Annotated in this window: 16 protein-coding genes; 14 read left to right on the top strand and 2 right to left on the bottom strand. The window is 60.5% G+C overall.

Going from position 1 to position 22,864, the window contains the following annotated elements:
- Window positions 1-2,613: retention module-containing protein (locus tag KVG95_RS06320; RefSeq protein WP_217854992.1), on the bottom strand; the 2,613-nt coding region annotated here is incomplete at its 3' end.
- Window positions 2,614-2,972: 359 nt separating this feature from the next.
- Between KVG95_RS06320 and KVG95_RS06325 the strand changes: the two genes are divergently transcribed.
- From KVG95_RS06325 to KVG95_RS06375, 11 genes are all read left to right on the top strand, one after another.
- Window positions 2,973-4,325 carry a TolC family outer membrane protein gene (locus tag KVG95_RS06325; protein WP_217854994.1) on the top strand — a complete coding sequence of 451 codons (1,353 nt, stop codon included), beginning with the start codon at window positions 2,973-2,975 and terminating at the stop codon, window positions 4,323-4,325.
- A gap of 39 nt (window positions 4,326-4,364) precedes the next feature.
- A complete protein-coding gene (locus tag KVG95_RS06330) occupies window positions 4,365-6,521 on the top strand; it encodes a type I secretion system permease/ATPase (RefSeq protein WP_217854996.1) in 2,157 nt (718 codons plus the stop codon).
- On the top strand, window positions 6,511-7,878 hold the full coding sequence (locus KVG95_RS06335; RefSeq protein ID WP_217854998.1) for an HlyD family type I secretion periplasmic adaptor subunit: 1,368 nt from the start codon (window positions 6,511-6,513) through the stop codon (window positions 7,876-7,878). The genes KVG95_RS06330 and KVG95_RS06335 overlap by 11 nt, the downstream gene beginning before the upstream one ends.
- A 302-nt stretch (window positions 7,879-8,180) precedes the next feature.
- Window positions 8,181-9,092, top strand: a complete 912-nt coding sequence (locus KVG95_RS06340) for a TauD/TfdA dioxygenase family protein (protein WP_217855000.1) — start codon at window positions 8,181-8,183, stop codon at window positions 9,090-9,092.
- A gap of 15 nt (window positions 9,093-9,107) precedes the next feature.
- Window positions 9,108-10,133 carry an ABC transporter substrate-binding protein gene (locus KVG95_RS06345; protein ID WP_217855002.1) on the top strand — a complete coding sequence of 342 codons (1,026 nt, stop codon included), beginning with the start codon at window positions 9,108-9,110 and terminating at the stop codon, window positions 10,131-10,133.
- Between the two features lie 5 nt (window positions 10,134-10,138).
- Window positions 10,139-10,999, top strand: coding sequence for an ABC transporter ATP-binding protein (locus tag KVG95_RS06350; RefSeq protein WP_217855004.1), 861 nt, complete (start codon window positions 10,139-10,141; stop codon window positions 10,997-10,999).
- A gap of 19 nt (window positions 11,000-11,018) precedes the next feature.
- Window positions 11,019-11,885, top strand: a complete 867-nt coding sequence (locus tag KVG95_RS06355; protein WP_217855006.1) for an ABC transporter permease — start codon at window positions 11,019-11,021, stop codon at window positions 11,883-11,885.
- Between the two features lie 209 nt (window positions 11,886-12,094).
- Window positions 12,095-13,015 carry a LysR family transcriptional regulator gene (locus KVG95_RS06360; RefSeq protein WP_217855015.1) on the top strand — a complete coding sequence of 307 codons (921 nt, stop codon included), beginning with the start codon at window positions 12,095-12,097 and terminating at the stop codon, window positions 13,013-13,015.
- Between the two features lie 251 nt (window positions 13,016-13,266).
- Window positions 13,267-14,805: an MFS transporter gene (locus KVG95_RS06365; protein WP_217855018.1), complete on the top strand. Its 1,539-nt coding sequence runs from the start codon at window positions 13,267-13,269 to the stop codon at window positions 14,803-14,805.
- A 26-nt stretch (window positions 14,806-14,831) separates the two neighbouring features.
- Window positions 14,832-15,896, top strand: a complete 1,065-nt coding sequence (locus KVG95_RS06370; protein WP_217855020.1) for an HlyD family secretion protein — start codon at window positions 14,832-14,834, stop codon at window positions 15,894-15,896.
- Entirely contained in the window at window positions 15,893-17,479 is a 1,587-nt protein-coding gene (locus KVG95_RS06375) for an efflux transporter outer membrane subunit (RefSeq protein ID WP_217855022.1), read from the top strand. Before KVG95_RS06370 ends, KVG95_RS06375 begins: the two co-directional genes overlap by 4 nt.
- Here the strand turns inward: KVG95_RS06375 and KVG95_RS06380 are convergent.
- The gene (locus KVG95_RS06380; RefSeq protein WP_217855024.1) at window positions 17,460-18,149 is read right to left on the bottom strand and encodes an NYN domain-containing protein; all 690 of its coding nucleotides are present in this window, start codon (window positions 18,147-18,149) and stop codon (window positions 17,460-17,462) included. The genes KVG95_RS06375 and KVG95_RS06380 overlap by 20 nt on opposite strands.
- A gap of 501 nt (window positions 18,150-18,650) precedes the next feature.
- Here KVG95_RS06380 and KVG95_RS06385 point away from each other — a divergent pair.
- The 3 genes from KVG95_RS06385 to KVG95_RS06395 are packed head-to-tail and all read left to right on the top strand — an operon-like array spanning window position 18,651 to window position 22,846.
- Window positions 18,651-19,433: an efflux RND transporter periplasmic adaptor subunit gene (locus tag KVG95_RS06385; RefSeq protein ID WP_217855026.1), complete on the top strand. Its 783-nt coding sequence runs from the start codon at window positions 18,651-18,653 to the stop codon at window positions 19,431-19,433.
- A complete protein-coding gene (locus tag KVG95_RS06390; RefSeq protein WP_217855028.1) occupies window positions 19,430-20,749 on the top strand; it encodes an efflux RND transporter periplasmic adaptor subunit in 1,320 nt (439 codons plus the stop codon). Before KVG95_RS06385 ends, KVG95_RS06390 begins: the two co-directional genes overlap by 4 nt.
- Window positions 20,750-22,846, top strand: coding sequence for a site-2 protease family protein (locus tag KVG95_RS06395; protein ID WP_217855030.1), 2,097 nt, complete (start codon window positions 20,750-20,752; stop codon window positions 22,844-22,846).
- Window positions 22,847-22,864: the final 18 nt, after the last annotated feature.

Consider the following 22,864-nt stretch of genomic DNA (forward strand, 5'->3'; position numbering starts at 1 on the left):
TGTGTCGGTCACCGAGGTATCCGCCGACTTGCCGTCGACGTCCAGCTTCTCGTAATTACCGCCCGTTGCGCCGTCGATCTTGACGCTCAGAGAGCTGCCACCGGCCAGCGCATCGTTTGGCGCAACGAAGTCGACAGAACCGCTGCTCGATCCGACCGGAATGGTAATGGTCTGGCCGTTGGACAGGGTGACAACCACTGGCGAACCGGTGACAGGCGAAGTTACGGACGCGGTGTAAACCACGGTCCCGCCCTCAGCGACAGTAGACGTCGCCGTCAGATTGACCGTCGAAGTGTCGAGGGTGTCAGTCACATCGGTGACCGCGGCCGCCGGGTCCGTCACCAGGTTCTCAAAGTTGCCACCGGCGGCGTCCGCGATGGTCACTTCAACCTTGCCGGCATCTTTATAAACATCATCGGCAGGCGCATCGACGCTCACGCTGCCGGTGGTTGCGCCGGCGGCGATGGTGATCACCGCTCCGTTCGACAAGGTCACGGTGACCGGCGTACCGGCCGGATTGGTCAGCGTCGCGGTGTACAGAATCTGACCACCTTCGGCCACTTCGGTGGATGCCGACAGGCTCAGGCTGGTGTCGTCTTTCGAATCGGTAATGGTGGTGAGCGCCGGCTCGGTGCTCGGGGTCAGTTGCTCGAAATTGCCGCCGGTGGTGCCGGTGATCGTAGTGCTGACGGTGCTGCCATTGTTGTAGACGTCGTTGGCCGCGGTATCAACAGTCACGCTGCCGGTGGTTTTGCCCGCTTCGATGGTAATGACCGAGCCGTTGCTCAAGGTCACGGTCATCGGCGTGCCGGCCGGGTTGGTCAGGGTGGCGGTGTAGGTGATCTGGCCGCCTTCGACGACGGTGCCGGTGGCGCTAAGGCTCAGGCCGGTATTGTCGATCGAGTCGGTGATGGTGGTGACTGCCGGCGTGGTGCTCGGTACGAGGTTCTCGAAGTTGCCGCCGGTAGCGCCAGTGATCGTGGTGCTGACGGTGCTGCCGTTGTTGTAGACGTCATTGGCCGAGGTATCGACGTTCACGGAGCCGGCGGTTTTACCGGCTTCGATGGTGATGGTCGAGCCGTTGGACAGGGTCACGGTGACCGGTGTCTGCGCCGGGTTGGTCAGGGTCGCGGTGTAGGTGATCTGGCCACCTTCAGTGACGCTGCCGGTGGCGGACAGGGTCAGGCCAGTATTGTCGACCGAATCGGTAATGGTGGTGACGGCCGGAGTCGGGTTCGGCACCAGATTCTCGAAGTTGCCGCCGGTAGTCCCGGTGATCGTGGTACTGACGGTGCTGCCATTGTTGTAGACGTCGTTGGCCGGTGTTGGAACGTTCACGCTGCCGGTGGTGTTGCCGGCATCGATGGTGATGGTCGAACCGTTGGACAGGGTGACGGTGACGGGCGTCTGCGCCGGGTTGGTCAGGGTCGCGGTGTAGGTGATCTGGCCGCCTTCGGTGACGGTCGAGCCCGCCGTCAGCGTGACGGTGGTGGTGTCGACGGAATCGGTAATGGTGGTGACGGCCGGGGTCGGGTTCGGCACCAGATTTTCGAAGTTGCCGCCGGTAGCGCCGGTAATCGGGGTGCTGACGGTACTGCCGTTGTTGTAGACGTCGTTGGCCGGTGTTGGAACGTTCACGCTGCCGGTGGTGTTGCCCGCGGCGATGATGATGGTCGAACCGTTGGACAAGGTGACGGTGACCGGCGTCTGCGCCGGGTTGGTCAACGTCGCGGTGTAGGTGATCTGCCCGCCTTCAGTGACGGTCGAGCCCGCTGACAGCGTGACGGTGGTGGTGTCGACGGTGTCGGTGACCTGGGTCACGGCCGGAACGGTTGGCGGGGTGACCACGATACCGCTGCCGCCCGTGGTGCCGGTGACGGTCACGGTGATTTGGGTTGGATCGTTATAAACCGTGTCGTTCGGTGCCAGCGGAACGTTGACGGTGCCGGTGGTTTGGCCGGCTGCAATCACGATCACCGAGCCATTGGACAGGGTGATGGTCAGGTCGGTCAGCGGTGCCTGGGTCAGGGTCGCGGTGTAAACCAGCACGCCACCGGCCTCGGTGATGGTCGGCGTGGCGCTCAGGCTCAGGGTCGATTCGCGCAGGGCATTGGCGCTGGTATCAGCAGTCTGGCCGCCGGTGGTGTCTTGGGTTGCCAACGCGGCAGTGGCGAGACCCTCAGTCGGGAAGCCGATAGTTGGGTCGACCCGGCCAGCGGTTGCCTCCAGGGCCACGAAGGTGTGGCCGCCACCGGCAGCGCCGCCTGAGCTCGCAGCCGTAGGGCCGGCCGCGGTGGCTTCAAGAGCAGTGGTCGGGTCGACGCCGGCGGCGATGGCTTGCTGCAATTCGTCAACCGATGGCGCGGCTTGTGCAGTGGCTTGCGCAAGGTCGGTGCTGGAATCCGGATCGCTGCCGCTCCACTGAGTGTCGCGGCCCAGGTCCAGGGTCCGGCCATCAGCCAGCTCGAGCGTAATGGCGCCGGCGCCACCGGTGTCTACCTGATCGCCGACCAACAACCGGTCGCCTTCAACGAGTACGCGGCGGACGCCTTCTGGCGACACCGCGAAAACCTGACCAACAATGCTTTTGACGATGGCAACAACACTGCTCATTGAAGACTCTCCGGGTGTCACGTTCAGTTGACCTCCATGAACCGCTCGGCGTGTTCGCCGATCGGGGCTGGACGTACTTTCTAAGATGTTTGATGCATAACTTTGACGCGGTATTCGTCAATAATTTGGCTATATTTTTTCGAAATTAACTTTATGCCAAACTATTGACCTTATGGGAGCCATCCTAAACAATCGCCCCAGTAATGTCACATTGATATTTAAGCGGCGACCTGTCCTACAGCGTGTGATCCAGTTCCGATTTTGAACTTTCCGACATACGGTCATTCCGGTTGCCATCATCCGATGCAGCGCCACGTTCTGCAGTGATTCAAGACAAGAAGTCTCGGGAAATTCCAACTATGCGTTTGCACCTGTTCAAGGTTCTACCCTTCGCCCTTACCGCCAGCTTTGTTCAGGCGCAAAGCCTCCCGCAGGCCATGCAGCAGGCGCTGGATGTCCATCCGGAAATTCAGGCAGGGGTTAACAGCCGATTGGCCGCGGATTATCAGTTAAAGGCTGCTAAAGGGGGATACCTGCCAAGGGTCGATCTGCTCGGCGGTTATGGTCGCGAAGGCACCGACAGCGTCACCACCCGTGCCGCGGGCAACAACAATCACTGGGAAACGCTGAACCGCAGTGAGTCAAGTTTACGTCTGTCGCAGATGGTATTTGACGGTTTTGCGACGTCCAGCGAAGTGGGGCGTCAACAAGCCACCGTTAATTCCCGCGCTTATTCCTTGCTGGGTACGTCGGAACGTACCGGGCTGACCGTCGCTCAGGTCTATCTCGATGTGTTGACCCGCCGCGAATTCGTGCGCCTGGCCGAAGACAATCTGAAGAACCACGAACGGATTCTTGACCAGATCAAGTTGCGCACCCAGCGCGGCGTGGGCAGCGGCGCCGACCTTGATCAGGCTGACGCGCGCATGGCCCAGGCCCGCAACAACCTGATCACTGAACAGACCAACCTGGCTGATGCCGAAACCAACTTCCTCAGCGCCGTCGGCCAGATGCCCGATCAACTGGAGCGGCCTGCCGATTTCATGGCGCTGTTGCCGGCCAACCTGAATGAAGCCCGGGCGCAGATGCTGGAAAACAGCCCGATTCTGCGCTCCGCCGAATCCGATATCGCTGCCGCCGAGAAACAGTATGAAGCCGCCAAGTCGAGCTTCTACCCGCGCTTCGATGCCGAACTGGGTCGCAGCGCCGACAATGATCTCGATGGTCAGAACGGTCACAGCAACGAATGGCAGGCCATGCTGCGCATGCGCTTCAATTTGTTTGCCGGTGGCAGCAACAAGGCTGATCTGGAATCCAAGTCCTACTTGTCGAACCAGGCGCTGGATATTCGCAACAACGCCCTGCGTGTATTGAACGAAGAACTGGGCCTGGCCTGGAATGCCTTGAATAACGCCAACGCCCAAGTGCCGATCGCCCAGCAATATGTCGATCGCAGCGCCAGTGTGCGCAGTGCGTATCAGAAGCAGTTCAGCCTTGGCGAACGGACCTTGCTCGACCTGCTCGACAGTGAAAACGAGCTGTTCAGCGCTTCCCGTCGGCTGGCTGAGATCAAAAACATTCAGTTATTTACTCAGTACCGAATCAAGGCGACCATGGGCGAATTGCTCAAAAGTCAGGGCGTGGTCGCACCATTGGCATCCGTTGTGCAAAACGACGTGAAGCCCAAGGTTCAGCTGCCCGGGATGAATTGAGTCCTGCCCCATTTTAATCGTTAGCCAAGAGTGTCGAGCGTGGAATCAGAAGTCAGTCGAGTTCAACTCATTCATGATCCGCGCGCGCTGCATGACGATCCGTTACTGGACGGCCTGTTAGCCCTTTGCACTTTGCACCAGAAACCGGCCAGCGCCGCGATGCTGACCACCGGCCTGCCATTACCCAAACAACGCCTGAGCGTCGAACTGCTGCCCCGTGCGGCTGCTCGCGCCGGGCTGCAAGGGCGGGTGTTGCAGCGCAAGCTGGAGCAGATTCCGGCGATTGCCATGCCGGCGCTGTTGCTGCTCAAGGACGGTCGCAGTGCGGTGCTGCTCGGCTGGCACGGTGAAGACCAGGCCCGCCTGCTGCTTAGCGAAAGCGATGGTGGCGAGGTCTGTGTCAGCCGTGAACTGCTCGCCGACGATTACAGCGGCAAAGTCTTCTTCGCCCAACCCCAACACAAATTCGACGTCAATCACGGCACGCTGATCCCGCGCGCGCGTTCGTGGTTTCGCGACACCCTCAAGCGTTCGCGCTGGCTGTACGCCGACGCCATCGCTGCCAGTTTTCTGATCAACATCATTGCCATGGCCGCGCCGCTGTTCGTGATGAATGTCTACGACCGCGTGGTGCCGAACCAGGCTGAGTCGACCCTGTGGGTCCTGGCGATCGGCATCACGGGCGCTTACCTGTTCGACCTGATTCTCAAGAGCCTGCGCAGCCTGTGCCTGGACCTGGCCGGCAAGAAAACCGACCTGATCATCTCCGCGACGCTGTTCGAGCGCATCGTCGGCATGGCCATGAAGTACCGCCCGGCGCGGGTCGGCAGCTTCGCCCAGAACATCCATGAGTTTCAGAGCCTGCGAGACTTCCTCGCGTCGCTGACCCTCACCAGCCTGATCGACCTGCCGTTTACGCTGTTGATCTTCATGGTCATCGCGATTCTGGGCGGGCATCTGGTGTGGATTCCGGTGCTGGCGTTCCCGATTGCCCTGCTGATCGGTTATGCCTTGCAGAAGCCGCTGGTGGCGACCATGGAACGAACCATGGCCCTGGGCGCCGAGCGCCAGTCGAGCCTGATCGAAACCCTCGCCGGTCTCGATGCGGTGAAGGTCAATAACGCCGAAAGCGAACGCCAGTATCAGTGGGAGCAAACCATCGGTACCCTCAGCCGCCTCGAGCTGCGGGTGAAAATGCTGTCCGGTCTGGCGATGAACATCACCTTGCTGATTCAGCAACTGGCCGGGGTGATCATGATCGTCTTCGGCGTGTACCAGATCATTGACGGCCACCTGAGCATGGGCGGCTTGATCGCTTGCTACATGCTCAGTGGTCGTGCCCTCAGCCCATTGGCTTCGTTGTCTGGCCTGCTGACCCGCTACCAGCAGGCCCGCGTGACCATGACCTCGGTCGATCAGATGATGGAGCTGCCCCAGGAGCGCAATTTCGACGAGCGTCCGCTGAGCCGCAAAGTGCTGCAAGGCGCCATTGAATGCCGTCAACTGAGCTTCACTTACCCGGATCAGCAGAACCCCGCGCTGAAGAACATCAACCTGATCATCAAGCCCGGCGAGAAGATCGGCATCATCGGTCGCAGCGGCTCGGGCAAAAGCTCCCTGGCCAAATTGCTGGTGGGCCTCTATCAACCGGACGACGGCGCGTTGCTGGTCGATGGCGTGGATATCCGTCAGATCGACGTCAGCGAATTGCGCCACAACATCGGCTACGTGCCCCAGGATATCCAATTGCTCGCCGGTACCCTGCGCGACAATCTAGTGTCGGGCGCGCGCTATGTCGAAGACGAACTGGTGCTGCAAGCCGCGGAACTGGCCGGCGTCCACGAATTCGCCCGTCTGCACCCGCAAGGTTATGAGCTGCAAGTCGGTGAGCGTGGGCAGAACCTGTCTGGCGGTCAGCGTCAGAACGTCGCCCTGGCCCGAGCGCTGCTGCTCAACCCGCCAATCCTGTTGCTGGACGAACCGACCAGCGCCATGGACAACACTGGCGAAGAACGCCTCAAGCAACGCCTCGCTGCAGTGGTTGAAAACAAGACCGTGGTGCTGGTGACGCACCGGGCTTCGCTGTTGTCGCTGGTGGATCGGCTGCTGGTGATCGACCGTGGGCAGATACTCGCCGACGGCCCGAAAGCCGCCGTGATGGAAGCGTTGAAGAAGGGGCAGATCAGTGTTGCTTAAGTCCGGGGTCAAAGATTCCATCCGCCGCTACTTCAAAGGCTCCGCATCGCTGCAAGGCCAGCCACTTCCCGAGGTCAACAAAGCGCTGATCGAAGACGCCCCGCGCGTGGTGCGATTGACGATCTGGGCGATCATCGGCTTCTTCGTGTTCCTGATGCTCTGGGCCAACTTCGCGGTGATCGATGAAGTCACCAAGGGCGACGGCAAGGCGATTCCGTCATCGAAGATCCAGAAAATCCAGAACCTTGAGGGCGGCATCGTCTCCGAGCTGTTCGTCACTGAAGGGCAGATCGTCGAGGCCGGCGCGCCGCTGATTCGTCTGGACGACACGCGGTTTGCCTCCAACGTCGGTGAAACCGAGGCCGATCGGCTGTCGATGCTGCTGCGTGTGGAGCGCTTGAGCGCCGAAGTTGATGACCGTCCGCTGAACTTCCCCGCCGACGTGCTCCAGGCAGTTCCCACTCAGGCTGCCAGTGAAGAGTCGCTGTACATCAGTCGTCGTCAGCAACTGCACGATGAAATCGGTGGCTTGAAGGAGCAGTTGATCCAGCGTCAACAAGAGCTGCGCGAGTTCACCTCCAAACAGGCTCAGTACCGCAGCGGTCTGGCCTTGCAGCGTCAGGAAATCAACATGTCCGAGCCGTTGGTGGCTCAGGGCGCGGTGTCACCGGTGGAGGTTTTGCGACTCAAGCGTGCCGAGGTCGAAACCCGCGGGCAGCTGGACGCCACCACCCTGGCGATCCCTCGCGCCGAATCGGCGATCAAGGAAGTGCAGCGCAAGATCGACGAGACTCGCGGCAAATTCCGCAGCGAAGCCCTGACCCAACTCAATGAAGCGCGTACCGATCTGAACAAGGCCCAAGCCACCGGTAAGGCCCTGGAAGACCGGGTCAGCCGGACGCTGGTGACATCGCCGGTGCGCGGCATCGTCAACAAGTTGCTGGTGAACACCATCGGCGGCGTGATCCAGCCGGGCAGCGATCTGGTGGAGATCGTGCCACTGGATGACACCTTGCTGGTAGAAGCCAAGATTCGTCCGCAAGACATTGCGTTCCTGCATCCGGGGCAAGACGCCACAGTGAAGTTCACGGCTTACGACTACACCATTTACGGTGGGCTGAAGGCCAAGCTGGAGCAGATCGGTGCCGACACCATCACCGACGAAGACAAGAAGACCACGTACTACATCATCAAGCTGCGCACCGAGCGCAGTCACCTGGGGACGGATGAAAAACCGTTGCTGATCATCCCGGGGATGGTGGCGTCGGTGGATATCATTACCGGCAAGAAGACTGTGCTCAGTTATTTGCTCAAGCCGATTATTCGGGCTCGGGCCGAGGCGTTGCACGAGCGGTAGTTTTCCGGCGCGGTTGATGGCCTCTTCGCGAGCAAGCCCGCTCCCACATGGGATCTGTGTTGATCACAAGACCCCTGTGGGAGCGGGCTTGCTCGCGAAGGCGGCCCCCTAGACGCTGCATGCCAAAAGCCATATCGTTATTCACTAACGGTATTTAAATTTAAATTCTTATACCTATAAAGTCACTCCCCTGCGTACCTGCCGACCAATCGGCGCGCCGCACGACACGAACCAACACGGGACCTCCGTGAGTTTCTGATCGACGCGCGCCTTTGAGCGTGCCGTGCGTGGGAGTGATTTTTATGTCAGCTGTCTCTTTTTCTCCAAAGCCCGCATCAACCAGCGCCGCCACCATCGCGTCGCAAGTCTTCGAAGTCCGACCATTCAGCGGCGCTGTCGGTGCCGAAATCATCGGCCTGGACCTGTCCCGCCCGATCAATGACCAGGACTTCGCCCGCGTCCATCGCGCGCACCTGGACCATCACGTGGTGGTGTTCCGCGACCAGCGCATTACCCCCGAACAGCAGATCGCCTTCAGCCGCCGTTTCGGTGTGTTGCAGATCCACGTGCTCAAACAGTTCCTGCTGGCCGGGCATCCGGAAATCCTCATCGTTTCCAACATCATCGAAAACGGCCAATCCATCGGCCTCGGTGATGCCGGCAAGTTCTGGCATTCGGACCTGTCCTATAAAGAACTGCCAAGCCTGGGCTCGATGCTGCATGCCCAGGAGTTGCCGTCCGAAGGCGGCGACACGCTGTTCGCCGACATGCACAAAGCCTGGGACAGCCTGCCCGAGGCGCTGCGTAAAGCCGTCGAAGGCCGCTCGGCCGCGCATTCCTACACAGCGCGCTACAGCGAGACAAAATTCGAGGGCAACTGGCGCCCGACCCTGACGCCGGAGCAGCTCGCTCAGGTCGCCGAAGTGGTTCACCCCATCGTCCGCACTCATCCGGAAAACGGCCGCAAGGCGTTGTTCGTCAGCGAAGGCTTCACCACCCGTATCGTCGGTTTGCCGGAAGACGAGAGCAAACAATTGCTCGACGAGCTCTACGCCCACAGCGTGCTGCCGCAAAACATTTACCGCCATCAATGGCAGGCCCACGACCTGGTGTTCTGGGACAACCGTTCGCTGATTCACCTCGCCACCGGATGCCCCAGCCATCTGCGCCGCAAGTTGTATCGCACCACCATCCAGGGCGACGCGCCTTTCTGATTTCGGAGAATTCCCATGTCCAAACGTCTTCCATTTGCACCATTGGCTGCGGCCATTGGCCTGGGTTTCAGCCTGCTCGCCGGCAGCCTGGTAGCGCCGTCCGTGGCTCACGCCGAAGGTGAAATTCGTATCGCCGAACAGTTCGGCATCGTTTATCTGCTGCTCAACGTAGTGCGCGATCAGAACCTGATCGAGAAGTACGGCAAGCAGGAAGGCATCGACATCAAGGTCGACTGGACTCAGCTCTCCGGCGGTTCGGCGGTCAATGATGCGTTGCTCTCCGGCTCCATCGATATTGCCGGTGCCGGCGTCGGCCCGCTGCTGACCATCTGGGACCGCACTCACGGCAAGCAAAACGTCAAAGCCGTGGCTTCCCTGGGCAACTTCCCTTACTACCTGGTGAGCAACAATCCGAAGGTCAAAACCATCGCCGACTTTACGGAGAAGGACCGCATTGCGGTGCCAGCGGTCGGGGTCTCGGTGCAGTCGCGCTTCCTGCAATACGCGGCAGCCAAGCAATGGGGCGACAAGGAATTCAATCGCCTCGACAAGTACACCATCGCCGTTCCGCACCCGGATGCCACCGCAGCACTGATCGCTGGCGGCACCGAGTTAAGCGGGCACTTCTCCAACCCGCCGTTCCAGGATCAGGCACTGGAGAACCCCAACGTGCATGTGGTGCTGAACACCTATGACTTGCTTGGTCCGAACTCGCCGACCGTGCTGTTCGCCACCGAGAAATTCCGCAACGAGAACCCGAAAACCTACAAAGCCTTCATCGCTGCGCTGACTGAAGCGGCCGAGTTTGCGCAGAACGATAAAGGTGCGGCGGCCGACACTTACATCCGTGTCACCAAGGCCAAAATCGACCGCGCGGCGTTGCTGAAAATTATCGACAACCCGCAGTTCGAATTCAGCGTCACACCGAAAAACACCTACCCGCTGGCCGAGTTCCTCTACCGCGTCGGCGCGATCAAAAACAAACCGGATTCGTGGAAGGATTACTTCTTCCAGGACGCCCAACCGCTGCAAGGGAGCTGACCGACATGAACGCCCCTTTGCAAGGCCACACGGTCAGCAAACCGATCACGACAGCTCAAGCGCTGTTGTCGGTCGACCAGGTCAGCCTGGAATACCGCACGCCTGCGCGGGTGGTTCGAGCGACCCATCAGGTCAGTTTCGAGATCGATCCGGCGGACCGTTTTGTGCTGCTCGGTCCTTCCGGCTGCGGCAAGTCGACGTTGCTCAAAGCCGTTGCCGGGTTCATTCAGCCCTGTGAGGGTGAAATTCGCCTGCAAGGCCAGCGGGTCGATGCGCCAGGACCAGACCGGATCGTGGTGTTTCAGGAGTTCGATCAGCTGCCGCCGTGGAAAACCGTCAAACAGAACGTGATGTTTCCGCTGCTCGCTTCCAAAACCCTCAAACGCAAAGAGGCTGAAGAGCGGGCGCTGCACTATCTGGACAAAGTCGGTCTGGCGGCGTTTGCCGATGCCTATCCGCATACCTTGTCTGGCGGCATGAAAGCTCGCGTGGCCATTGCTCGCGCCTTGGCGATGCAGCCGAAGATCCTGTTGATGGACGAGCCCTTCGCCGCCCTCGACGCGCTGACCCGGCGCAAGATGCAGGAAGAGTTGCTGCTGCTCTGGGAGGAGGTGCGTTTCACGCTGCTGTTCGTCACTCACTCCATCGAAGAGGCGTTGGTGGTGGGCAACCGGATTTTGCTGCTGTCGCCCCATCCGGGTCGGGTGCGGGCGGAAGTCCACAGCCATCAATACGACTTGCACAGCTTGGGTGGCGTGGCGTTCCAGGAATCGGCGCGGCGGATTCATCGGCTGCTGTTCGATGAAGGTCAGTCGCCGGAAACCGAGCGTGAGCTGGATTTCGCCGACATTCGCATCGCTTATTGAGCCATTGGAGGATTGCCCGATGAGCCATTCATCATTTGCGCGTAAAGAGTACGAAACTGTTTTGCAGCCGCTGACGAGTGTGCCGCTGGAGCGCGAATTGCCGCTCGGCCAGCGCCTCTGGCAGCAGGGTTGGCTGCGCAAAAGTCTGATCCTGATTTTGCTCGCGGTGCTTTGGGAGGCCGTCGCCCGATATCAGAACAACGACCTGCTGCTGCCGAGTTTTTTGCAAACCGCCAGCGCGCTGCAGGAGGGCTTGCTCAGCGGCGAACTGCTGAGCAAGGTGTGGATTTCGCTGGTTGTTTTGCTCAAGGGTTACCTGATTGGCATCGTTCTGGCGTTTGTCCTGACGACGCTGGCGGTGTCGACCCGGTTCGGTCGTGATCTGCTGAGTACGCTGACCTCGATGTTCAACCCATTGCCCGCCATTGCGCTGTTGCCGTTAGCGCTGCTGTGGTTCGGGTTGGGGCAGAACAGCCTGATTTTTGTACTGGTGCATTCGGTGCTTTGGGCGTTGGCCTTAAACACCTATGCCGGGTTTCTGGGTGTCTCGGAAACCCTGCGCATGGCCGGCCGCAATTACGGCCTCAAGGGCATGCGTTTCGTGTTGTTCATCCTGATCCCCGCTGCGTTGCCGTCGATTCTTGCCGGGCTGAAAATCGGTTGGGCCTTCGCCTGGCGTACGCTGATCGCTGCTGAATTGGTGTTTGGCGCTACCAGTGGCAAGGGCGGTTTGGGTTGGTACATCTTCCAGAATCGTAATGAGCTGTACACCGACAAGGTATTTGCCGGGTTGGCAGTGGTGATCTTGATTGGGTTGCTGGTGGAGAATCTGGTGTTTGATACGTTGGAGCGGGTGACGGTGAAGCGGTGGGGGATGCAGCGTTAGGCTTCGAGTTCTCTATTGACTGGGCTGACCTCTTCGCGAGCAAGCCCGCTCCCACATGGGTTCTTTGTCGTACACAAAATCTGCAACCACTGAAGATCAACTGTGGGAGCGGGCTTGCTCGCGAAGGGGCCAGCCCTATCACCACCGCATCTAAAGATGTTTGCTAGCATTGCGTCTGAATCAATCCAGATCAGCCACGAGTGCTCAGCATGCAACTCCCGGACATGAACCTGTTAGTTGCCCTCGACGCCTTGCTCGACGAGGGCAGTGTAGTGGGCGCTGCGCGGCGGATGAATCTCAGCCCGGCGGCGATGAGCCGGACGCTGACGCGGATCCGCGAGGCCATTGGCGATCCAATTCTGGTGCGCGCCGGCCGTGGACTGGTGCCAACGCCCAAGGCACTGGAGTTACGCGAGCAAGTGCGGGACCTGGTGGAGCAGGCCGCTTTGCTGTTCCGTTCCGCCGATGACGTCGACTTGGGCAGTTTGCGCCGGCGGTTCAGCATTCGCGCCAATGATTTCTTTGTTGGCGTCTATGGCGGCAAGCTGTTCGACACGATGGAGCGCCAGGCCCCGCATTGTGAATTGCGCTTTGTCCCCGAGGGCGATGGGGACGACGAAGCGTTGCGTGAAGGACGTATCGATTTAAGTGTCAGCAACAATCGGCCGCTGATGCCGGAAGTGAAAGTGCAGAACCTGTTTTCCACTCACTTTGTCGGGCTGGTGCGTGAAGATCATCCGTTGTTCGATGAAGAGATCACCGCCGAACGGTACGCCGGTTTTTCCCATATCAGCATGTCGCGCCGGGGGATCGCCCGCGGGCCGATCGACACGGCGCTCAACGCCTTGGGGCTGGAGCGGCGGGTGGCGGTGATTGCGCCGAGTTTCCATGCTGCGATGTTCGCCTTGCCGGATTCCGATTTGATTCTGCCGGTGCCCAAGGAAGCATTGCTGAGCGTGCGGCGGCTGGGCTTGAAACTGCGCTCATTCACCCTGCCGATTCCGTTACCGACCCTGATGCTGACCCAGGCTTGGCATCCGCGTTTCGACAAGGATCCGGCCCATCGCTGGATGCGTGAAACACTCAAGACCTGTTGTGATGAGACGTGGCTGGCTGCACAGCCTACCTGAGTTGACGCATACCCTTGTGGGAGCGGGCTTGCTCGCGAAAGCGGTGTGTCAGTCAGCGTTGATGTTGAAGGTGATGGCCTCTTCGCGAGCAAGCCCGCTCCCACAGGGGGTTTGTGTTGTTTCAAAATTTGCGGGCCATTCGGATCTAATTGCTGCATAAAGCGCACTTATAACCTGCCAATAAGTCAATTTTCGTAAGCTTCCACGCTCCCTAAAATGCTTCGGTATTCCCCTTCCGGAGCTTGCAGTACATGACTTCCCTCACGGTCTCGGCGCCTCTCGCTGCGGCCAAGCCAGCGGCCGCCATCACGCCACCGGTCTTCGGCCCGCGAATCATCATCGGCCTGGTGGGCGTGTTGCTGGCGGTGCTGGTGTCGGGCTTGAACGAGATGGTAACCAAGGTCGCCTTGGCCGATATCCGCGGCGCGTTGGCCATCGGTTACGACGAAGGCACCTGGCTGGTCGCCAGTTACACCGCGACCTCGGTGGCCGCCATGGCGTTTGCCCCTTGGTGTGCGGTGACGTTCTCGTTGCGGCGCTTCACCCTGTACGCGATCAGTGCGTTCACCCTGTTAGGTGTGTTGTGCCCGTTCGCACCGAATTACGAAAGCCTGCTGGTCATGCACACCTTGCAAGGTCTTGCCGGCGGCGCGCTGCCGCCGATGCTGATGACCGTTGCCCTGCGGTTCCTGCCAGCAAACGTGAAACTCTATGGCCTGGCCGGTTATGCCCTGACGGCGACCTTCGGCCCCGGTCTCGGTACGCCGCTGGCCGGGTTGTGGACCGAGTACGTCGGCTGGCAATGGACCTTCTGGCAAATCGTCGTGCCGTGCCTGATTGCCATGGCGGCGGTGGCTTACGGTTTGCCCCAGGATCCGCTGCGGCTGGAACGCTTCAAACAGTTCAATTGGCGTGGCTTGCTGCTGGGGTTTCCGGCGATCTGCATGTTGGTGATCGGCATTCTGCAAGGCAATCGGCTGGACTGGTTCGAGTCGAGCCTGATTTGCGGACTGCTCGGCAGTGGGCTGCTGTTGCTGGTGCTGTTTCTGATCAATGAATGGTCGCAACCGATTCCGTTCTTCAAGTTACAGATGCTCGGTATCCGTAACCTGTCGTTCGCCCTGTTGACGCTGGCCGGTGTGCTGGTGGTGTTGCTCGCGGTGGTCATCATTCCCTCCAGTTACCTGGCTCAGGTCCAGGGTTATCGCCCGGTGCAGACCGCGCCGATCATGCTGCTGGCGGCGTTGCCTCAGTTGATCGCGCTGCCGTTGGTGGCAGCGCTGTGCAACCTGCGTTGGGTCGATTGTCGCTGGGTGCTGGGGATCGGGCTGAGCATGCTGACGCTGTCTTGCCTCGGTGGTTCGCAGCTGACGTCGGCATGGATTCGCGACGATTTCTATGTCCTGCAATGGCTGCAGATTTTCGGTCAGCCCATGGCCGTGCTGCCGCTGTTGATGCTCTCCACCGGCAGCATCACTCCAATGGAAGGGCCGTTCGCTTCGGCCTGGTTCAATACCGTGAAAGGCCTGGCGGCGGTGATCGCTACGGGTGTGATCGAGGCACTGACCACTGCAAGGCTGCATTTCCATTCGACCATGCTGGTGGACAACCTGGGTAATTCGCCCTTGGTCCAAAGCGACAACGCAGGCCTGGCTCACCGACTGCATCAACAGGCCTTAGTGCTGACCTCCTCCGATCTTTATCTGTGCATGGCCGGCGTCGCCGTGGCGCTGATCCTGCTGATTTTCTGGCTGCCAACGCGGATCTATCCACCGCGCGCGCCGACTTGAATGCTTCACTGAAACAGAAGGTTTTTATGACGACTCAATCACAGCAAAAAGTCGCTGTCGGCGTTGCCGCAGTGATGGCGGTCGGCGTGTTGATTTACCTGCTGGCGCCGGGCTTGTTCGGCAAGCGCACACAGCAGAGCACCAACGATGCTTTCGTCGCGGCGGACTTCACACGGGTGGCGCCGCGCGTGGCGGGGTTTATCAAGGACGTGCTGGTGGAAGACAACCAGATGGTCAAGGCCGGACAACTACTGGCGTTGATCGACGACCGCGATCTGCGCGCCGCCGCTGAGGCCGCCGACGCTGAAACCCTGGTGGCCAGGGCGCAGTTGCAGAATGCTCGGGCCACCCTGGAGCGCCAGACATCGGTGATCGCTCAGGCCCAGGCCACGGTGGTTTCGGCGAAGGCTGAAATGGCTTTCGCCGAGCATGAACTGAACCGCTACAACCACCTCGCCGGGGTGGGTGCCGGTACGGTGCAGAATGCTCAGCAAGCGCGCACGCGCATCGACCAAGCCTCCGCTCGCTTGGCCAATGCCACGGCGGTGCTGGCGGCGGAACGCAAGCAGGTTGAGATTCTGACCGCCCAGCGTGATGCGGCCGAAGGTGGGCTGAAACGAGCACAAGCAGCGCTGGAAATGGCCAGCTATGAGCTGTCCTATACGCGCATTGTTGCGCCACAGGACGGCATGGTCGGCGAGCGCGCGGTTCGGGTTGGCGCCTATGTCACTCCGGGCAGCAAGATTCTCGCTGTGGTGCCGTTGGAGCGGGCTTATGTGGTCGCCAATTTTCAGGAAACCCAACTGACTGACGTACAGCCGGGGCAGAGCGTGCAAGTACACGTCGACAGCCTCGGCGGCGAAGCCCTGCGCGGTCGCGTCGAGAGCATCGCACCCGCCACTGGCGTGACCTTCGCCTCGGTCAAACCGGACAACGCCACCGGCAACTTCACCAAGGTTGTGCAACGGATTCCGGTGAAAATCGTTCTGGAACCGGGTCAGGCATTGGCCGATCGGTTGCGGGTGGGGATGTCGGTGGAGGCGAGGATTGATACTGCAAGCGCCAGCGAGCATGGGGTCGCGCAACGATGAAGATTTTTGTTGATAGGACTGACGTCTTCGCGAGCAAGCTCGCTCCCATATTTGATCTGCTGGGTGCCCAAGCTTTATGCACAAAAGGAGATCCAGTGTGGGAGCGGGCTTGCTCGCGAAGAGGCCAGTGGCCTCGCATTCCCCTTTATGCCTTGCTGGTCATGAGCCTTTCGGCTTGCACTGTCGGCCCAGACTTCCAGAAACCTCAGCCGCAACAAGTGGCTGAATGGACCAAACCAGCCAAAGCCGCCGCCAGTCAGGTCGTTCCCGCTGAAATGGACGAACGCTGGTGGGAGGTATTCCACGACCCGAAACTCTCTGCCCTGACCCAACGTGCCCTGACCGACAACCTCGACCTGAAACTCGCCAGCAGCCGCTTGCAGCAAAGCCGCGTCGCGCGCCAGGTGAACACCGCCAACCGCTATCCCAATACCGCCGCTAGCGGCAGCTATGGGCGCAAGCGCAACAGTGGTGAAGGCCTGAACGATCCGTCGGGCAACAACGGCGACTCGGCGTTCAACCTGTGGGACGCAGGCTTTTCCGCCTCTTGGGAACTGGATTTCTGGGGCCGGGTGCGCCGCGAAACCGAAGCCGCCGATGCCACCCTGGAAGTGGCGGAAAACGATCGTCGCGGCGTGCTGCTGTCGGTGCTTGCCGAAACCGCTCAGGACTACATTCAGCTGCGCGGTGTGCAAAGCACGCGGGCCGTCACCGAGCAGAACCTCGACGTTGCCCGGCATAGTTTGAAACTCTCGCAATTGCGCCTGGCCGACGGTGTGGCGACGGATCTGGACGTTGCCGAAGCCGCTGCGCAAGTCGCGGCCATCGAGTCACGTTTGCCGGCGCTTGAGCAGCGTCAGTCGCAACTGATCAACGCCCTGAGCCTGTTGATGGGCGAACCGCCGCAAGCGCTGTCCGCTGAGTTATCCACAGACGCCCCGGTGCCGCAAACCCCGCGTCAGGTCGCCATCGGCTTGCCGTCGCAATTGGCCGAGCGCCGCCCCGACATCCGTCAGGCCGAAGCCCGTCTGCATGCCGCGACCGCCAGCATCGGCGTGGCCAAGGGCGACTTTTATCCACGGATCACCCTGTCGGGCAATATCGGTTCGCAAGCCATGCAGTTGAGCGATTTCGGTTCCTGGAGCTCGCGCTCGTTCGGCATCGGTCCGCAGTTCAGCCTGCCGCTGTTCGACGGCGGTCGCCTGCGCGGCATGTTGTACCTGCGCGAAGCCCAGCAACAGGAAGCAGCGCTGGCCTACCAGCAAACCGTGCTGCGGGCCTGGCATGAAATCGACGATCAACTCACCGCCTACAATGCCAGCCAACTGCGCCGCGACAGCCTCGCCGAAGCCGTACGCCAGAACCAGATCGCCCTGCGCACCGCGCAACAGCAATACGTCGAAGGGGTGGTGGATTTCGTCAACGTCCTCACCGTGCAAGGCGAATTGCTGGCGACCCAGCAGCAGTGGGTCGAGAGTTCGACCGGGGTGTCGTTGGCAATGGTTGGTTTGTACAAGGCGTTGGGTGGGGGATGGGAGTCGGTGTATCCGGTGGCAGGTGCCGTTACCAATAATCCGGTTTGATCGCGGGTGCTTTATGAGTAGGCACACGAACTGGAAACTGGTGCGACTGAGGTTCTTCTGAGGTTACGACACGTCGCATCCAGTGTGAGTGCTCCTTCAAGGAGCCAGGCGGTGAGCGTTTGAACTCGGTCCTGCATGGGAGAACAACGCCCACTATCATCTGCGGAAAATCCTCTCGGATGGCTTTTAATGCGGGAGCCATATCTGTGTCCCCGGAAACAAGAACGAGCTGTTGAATGCGCTCCGTGTTGTGGTCTTTGGTTTCTCTCGCCGCGGTGCGATACATGCTGATTGCGATATGGACGTCAGTTTCTTTCTCTTCGAGTTTCCAAATAGCGACTTTGTCCTGGCGTGACGCACCAATTTTTTTGTCGATAAAGCGCGGCGCTCTTGCGGGTTCGAGTTGGTGGCGACCATAGTGAACAGACACATTATTGGCCTTGAGTGCTCGAACATAGGTGTCCTGAGCTTCCTTGGAAATTCTGCCGCGAGTAGCCAGCTCCGGCTTGACGGAAGAAGTGAAGTAATCCATTGAAGCGAGTGAACTTTGAGGATTTTCGACGTAGGCGATGTGGGCCAACAACTTTGGCAAATTCAGCCATTTGTAAGGAGTGCCTGCTAGCAATCCGTAGAACACGTTGTAGCCGTCAACGAAGAACGCAGTACGCACAAATCCAATCCTCAGAAACGAAAAAACCGGCCTAAGCCGGTTTTTTCACCCCAACTGCCAGAGAACCTAATCTCTGCGTACGGGGTTGAGTAGTGGGCTGATCCTAAATTGAGTGCGTTAGCACGTCAACCCTCGACTGACCAAGGTACTACTCGACTGGACGATTTCCAGCACCGGCCGACCAGTTTTGTGCAATTGCATGATCGATGGTCAAGGCATTCCCGGGTTCAACTATTTGTGATTGTTGCAGGGAGAAGGTGGAAATGTCCGACTGTCTCTATATCCGCAAAGTGTCTATTGCCGTCTTCAGTTTAGATTGAATGGACGTTCCTGATTTCGTGTGGGATTTAATACCAATGCTCATTACCCCTAGGAATCAAACGACCACACCGAGAATTTCGTCCTTTTTGAAACATTACATTTCTAACCAATGATGGCCATCCGGCTTGACGCTCACCCCCGCTGTCATAGACTCCGCTAATCCGTCAGGGAGTTACGGTTATGCGGCGTGTTCGTATTTTGGTTATTGGATTGACCTTTGTAACGTGCGTAGTACAGGCGCAAACACCTGCGCCAGACGATCCGTTGCTGGAAAACAGCGCGGTCGGCGGTAATGCGTCGGCCAGCAGTGAAGCCCGTGGTGTGCTGCGAGCCCGGGATCAGGCGGTGCTTGCCAGTGAGTTGTCGGGGCGGATTGTGGAGTTGCCGTTCAGTGAGGGCGAGTCGTTCAAAAAGGGCGACACCCTGGCGCGGTTTGACTGTTCGGCTTATCAGGCTCAGCTCAACGCGGCTCAAGCTGCCAGCCGTGGTGCTGGTGAAGAACTGGCGCACAACAAACAACTGGCGGCGTTGAATTCGGTCGGGCGTTTTGAAGTGGCGCGGGCCGAGGCCAAGGTCAGCGAGATTCAGGCGCAGTCTCAGGTCTATCAGGTTCAAGTCAAACGCTGCAGCGTGGTGGCGCCGTTCGATGGTCAGGTCGTCGAGCGCAAGGTCAAGCGCTACGAAAGCGTTGCCGCTGGTACACCGTTGCTGGACGTGGTCGATAACCGCACTCTGGAAATTCACCTGTTGGTGCCGTCGCGCTGGATGGGCAAACTCAAGCCCGGCCAGACGTTCAGTTTTGTCCCCGATGAAACCGGTCAGCCGCTGGATGCGACGGTCAAACGCCTCGGTGCGCGGATCGACGAAGGCAGCCAGACCTTGCTGCTGGTGGCGGCGCTGCCCAACGCCAACGGTCTGTTGGCCGGCATGAGCGGAACGGCGCATTTCGCGGAGTTCAAATGAACGCCCCGGTGACCGGCGGCGCCGAGCAGGTGTTCGCAAGGTTTCTCGACCTCGAACGCCAGACCCGCGCCGCGCGCACGCCTCCACAACTGGCTTACAGCCTGGTGAATGACGGTCAGGCGCTGTTCGGTTTCCGCCATGCCGCACTGTTGATCGCCGGCAAGGTGCAGGCGGTCACCGGTGTCAGTGCCGTGGAACCGAATGCGCCGTTCGTGGCGTTTGTCGAGCAAGCAGTCGCGCAACTGTTCAAGCTTGAGGTGTTGAAACAGGCGCGGGTGATCGCGCCCGATCTTCTCAGTGAATCGATTCTGGCCGATTGGCAAAGTCTGTCAGCCGCTCAGGTGTTCTGGCTGCCACTGATCGATCATCAGGGCGAGGTGTTCGGCGGTCTGTGGCTGGCGCGGGATGTGCCGTGGAACCCTTCCGAACAAGTGCTGCTGTCGCAACTGGGTGACACTTACAGCCATGCCTGGCTCGCACAGCAACCGCGCAAACCCTGGCGACTGCGCTGGACGCGCAAGCGTCAGGTGGCGCTGGTTGCCGTGTTGTTGCTCGGGTTGCTGATCCCGGTGCGCCAATCGGTGTTGGCACCGGCCGAAGTCGTCCCGTTGGGCGGTCGGGTGGTGGCGGCGCCGCTGGACGGGGTGATCGCCGAATTCCTGGTCAAACCCAACCAGGCAGTGAAAACCGGCGACCTGCTGCTGCGCTTCGAAAGCACTACGCTCAAGGCTCAGGCCGATGTGGCCGAGCGCGCTCTGGGCGTTGCCGAAGCGGAACTCAAGGCCAATTCCCAGCGCTCCTTCGCCGATGCCGAATCCAGTTCGAAAATCGATCTGCTGGCGGCGCGAGTGGAGCAGAAGCGCGCCGAACGGGATTACGCCCGTGAACTGCTCAAACGCAGCGAAGTACGCGCCGAGCGGGACGGCATCGCGGTGTTCGCCGACGCCGAACGCTGGACCGGCAAACCCGTGCAAACCGGCGAGCGGCTGATGGAAATCGCCGACCCGAACCAGGCCGAGTTGCGCATCGAATTGGCCGTGGGCGATGCGATTGCCCTGGAACCGGGGGCGCAGGTCGCGCTGTTTCTCGACAGCGATCCGCTGCAGCGGCACTTGGCCAAACTCGAACGTTCGGCCTACGAAGCGCAACCCACTGCTGCCGGGCAACTGGCTTATCGACTGGATGCAACGTTCGACGCCGCACCGCCACGTATCGGCCTGCGCGGCACCGCGAAAGTCTTCGGCGACCGTGCGCCACTGGCGTTGTACCTGTTGCGTCGACCGTTGGCCGGGTTGCGTCAGAGCGTGGGCCTGTAGATGAGCCTGCCGAGCCTGCGGGCAGACCTGCAATTGTCGATGGCGGCACCGGCCCTCGACGGATCGCCGCGCTGGACCCTGGCCGACCCGGTGCGTGGGCGTTATTTCAAACTCGGTGCGGCGGCGATGCGCCTGCTGCGCCATTGGTCCCTGGGGGATCCGGAGCAAGTGCTGCGTGCTGCCAACCGCGAACCGGGGCTGCCGCTGGATGGTGCGGCGCTTGAGCAATTGCTGGAGTTTTTGCGCGGCCATGACCTGATCAGCGCCCTCGACCCGTCGCAACGCGCCAGCTACAGCCTGAAGGCCGCGGCTCAGCGCCAGAGTCTGTGGCAAATCCTGCTGCATCAATACCTGTTTTTCCGGATTTCGCTGTGGCGCCCGGACGCCTTTCTCAATCGCGTCTGGCCGTGGCTGGAGCGTTTCGGCCCGCGCGCATTGCGCTACGGATTGCCCGCGATACTGGGGCTTGGGGTGTTTCTGGTGTCGCGGGACTGGCAGCGGTTTATCGCGACCTTTCCGCACCTGTTCAGCCTCGGCGGTGCGCTGGCGTTTGCTGTGGCGCTGTTTTTCGCCAAGCTTTGCCACGAGTTCGGCCACGCCTTCATGGCCAAGCGCACCGGTTGTCGGGTGCAGAGCATGGGCGTGGCGTTTATGGTGCTGCTGCCGATGTTTTACACGGACGTCAGCGACGCCTGGCGCGTCAATGATCGCCGTGCGCGGTTGCTGATCGGTGCCGGCGGGGTGCTGGCGGAACTGGTGTTGGCGTGTATAGCGCTGCTTGCCTGGTCACTGCTGCCTGACGGCCCCGGGCGCACGGCGGCGTTCATGCTCGCCAGCGCGACCTGGATCACCACGCTGGTGATCAACCTCAACCCGTTCATGCGGTTCGATGGCTACTTCTTGCTAAGCGATTTTTGGGAAGTGGACAACCTTCAAGGGCGGGCCTTTGCCTTGTGCCGCTGGCGGCTGCGCGAGTTTTTGTTCGGCTACGCAGCCCAGGCACCGGAGCCTTGGTCACCGAAGATGCAGCGGCGTTTGTTGATCTGGGGGTATGGCGCTTGGCTGTGGCGCGCGGCGCTGTTTCTCGGGATTGCACTGGCGGTTTATCACCTGTTCTTCAAGGTGTTGGGGATTTTCCTGATGCTGGTGGAGCTGGTGTGGTTCATCTTTCTGCCGATCCTGAGCGAGTGGCGGCAATGGTGGAGCCGTCGCGAACAGGCGCATGCGCCTCGGGTACTGCTCAGCGGTCTGGCGTTGCTTGGGCTGTTGTTGCTGCTGGCGCTGCCATGGCGCAGCGCGGTGGAGTTGCCGACGATGCTAGAGGCCGGACGCGCCAGTGCCCTGCATGCGCCGGTGGCGGCGCGGGTCAAAACGGTGAATGTGCATGATGGCCAGATCGTCGCTCAGGGTGATGTGTTGATCGAGCTGGAATCACCGGATCTGGACTCACGCCAGGCCATCGTCCGTCGAGAAATCCAGATCCAGCAATTACAGATGCGCCGTCAGGCCAGCCGCAGCGAAACCGCCGCCGATGCCGGTATCGTCGAACAGCGCTTGGCCGAAGCCGTGGCTGAATATCGGGGCCTGGCCGCCCAGCGTGAGCGTCTGCTGCTGCGCGCGCCCCACGGCGGCAAGGTGCGCGATCTACTGCCGCAGTTGACGGTCGGTCGCTGGCTTTCGACCAAAGATCCTTTGGCGCGGGTGGTCGAAGACGGCGCGCGGTTGCGCGGTTATCTGGCCGAAGCCGAACTCTGGCGTGTCGCCCCGGGTGCCAACGGGCGGTTCATCGCCGATGACCCGATGCACCCGGCGATCAAAGTGCAATTGAGTGAAATCGATACCAATGGAGTGGCTTATGTCGATCAGGAAGCGCTGACTTCCGATCACCACGGGCCGATTGCCGTGCGGCGCGATCAGCATCAGCGCGCCGAGCCGGTACAGGCGCAGTACGGCGCGCGATTGAGCATCCTCGAAAATACGCCGACGCCGGTGCAGCCGTTGCGCGGCATTGTGGTGTTGCAGGGCAGTGGCGAGTCGTTGCTGGGCGTTGCCTGGCGGCGATTGGCGGCTTTGGGGGTCAGGGAAAGCGGCTTCTAAGGTGAATAGCTAAGGGAG

This window comes from Pseudomonas farris, from assembly GCF_019145235.1.
Classification (GTDB): Bacteria; Pseudomonadota; Gammaproteobacteria; order Pseudomonadales; family Pseudomonadaceae; genus Aquipseudomonas; species Aquipseudomonas farris.

Excerpts from the sequence above, each read along its gene's own strand:
- KVG95_RS06325 (WP_217854994.1), top strand. The coding sequence starts at position 2,973 with ATGCGTTTGCACCTGTTCAAGGTTCTACCCTTCGCCCTTACCGCCAGC.
- KVG95_RS06340 (WP_217855000.1), top strand. The coding sequence starts at position 8,181 with ATGTCAGCTGTCTCTTTTTCTCCAAAGCCCGCATCAACCAGCGCCGCC.
- KVG95_RS06345 (WP_217855002.1), top strand. The coding sequence starts at position 9,108 with ATGTCCAAACGTCTTCCATTTGCACCATTGGCTGCGGCCATTGGCCTG.
- KVG95_RS06350 (WP_217855004.1), top strand. The coding sequence starts at position 10,139 with ATGAACGCCCCTTTGCAAGGCCACACGGTCAGCAAACCGATCACGACA.
- KVG95_RS06355 (WP_217855006.1), top strand. The coding sequence starts at position 11,019 with ATGAGCCATTCATCATTTGCGCGTAAAGAGTACGAAACTGTTTTGCAG.
- KVG95_RS06360 (WP_217855015.1), top strand. The coding sequence starts at position 12,095 with ATGCAACTCCCGGACATGAACCTGTTAGTTGCCCTCGACGCCTTGCTC.
- KVG95_RS06365 (WP_217855018.1), top strand. The coding sequence starts at position 13,267 with ATGACTTCCCTCACGGTCTCGGCGCCTCTCGCTGCGGCCAAGCCAGCG.
- KVG95_RS06370 (WP_217855020.1), top strand. The coding sequence starts at position 14,832 with ATGACGACTCAATCACAGCAAAAAGTCGCTGTCGGCGTTGCCGCAGTG.
- KVG95_RS06375 (WP_217855022.1), top strand. The coding sequence starts at position 15,893 with ATGAAGATTTTTGTTGATAGGACTGACGTCTTCGCGAGCAAGCTCGCT.
- KVG95_RS06385 (WP_217855026.1), top strand. The coding sequence starts at position 18,651 with ATGCGGCGTGTTCGTATTTTGGTTATTGGATTGACCTTTGTAACGTGC.
- KVG95_RS06390 (WP_217855028.1), top strand. The coding sequence starts at position 19,430 with ATGAACGCCCCGGTGACCGGCGGCGCCGAGCAGGTGTTCGCAAGGTTT.
- KVG95_RS06395 (WP_217855030.1), top strand. The coding sequence starts at position 20,750 with ATGAGCCTGCCGAGCCTGCGGGCAGACCTGCAATTGTCGATGGCGGCA.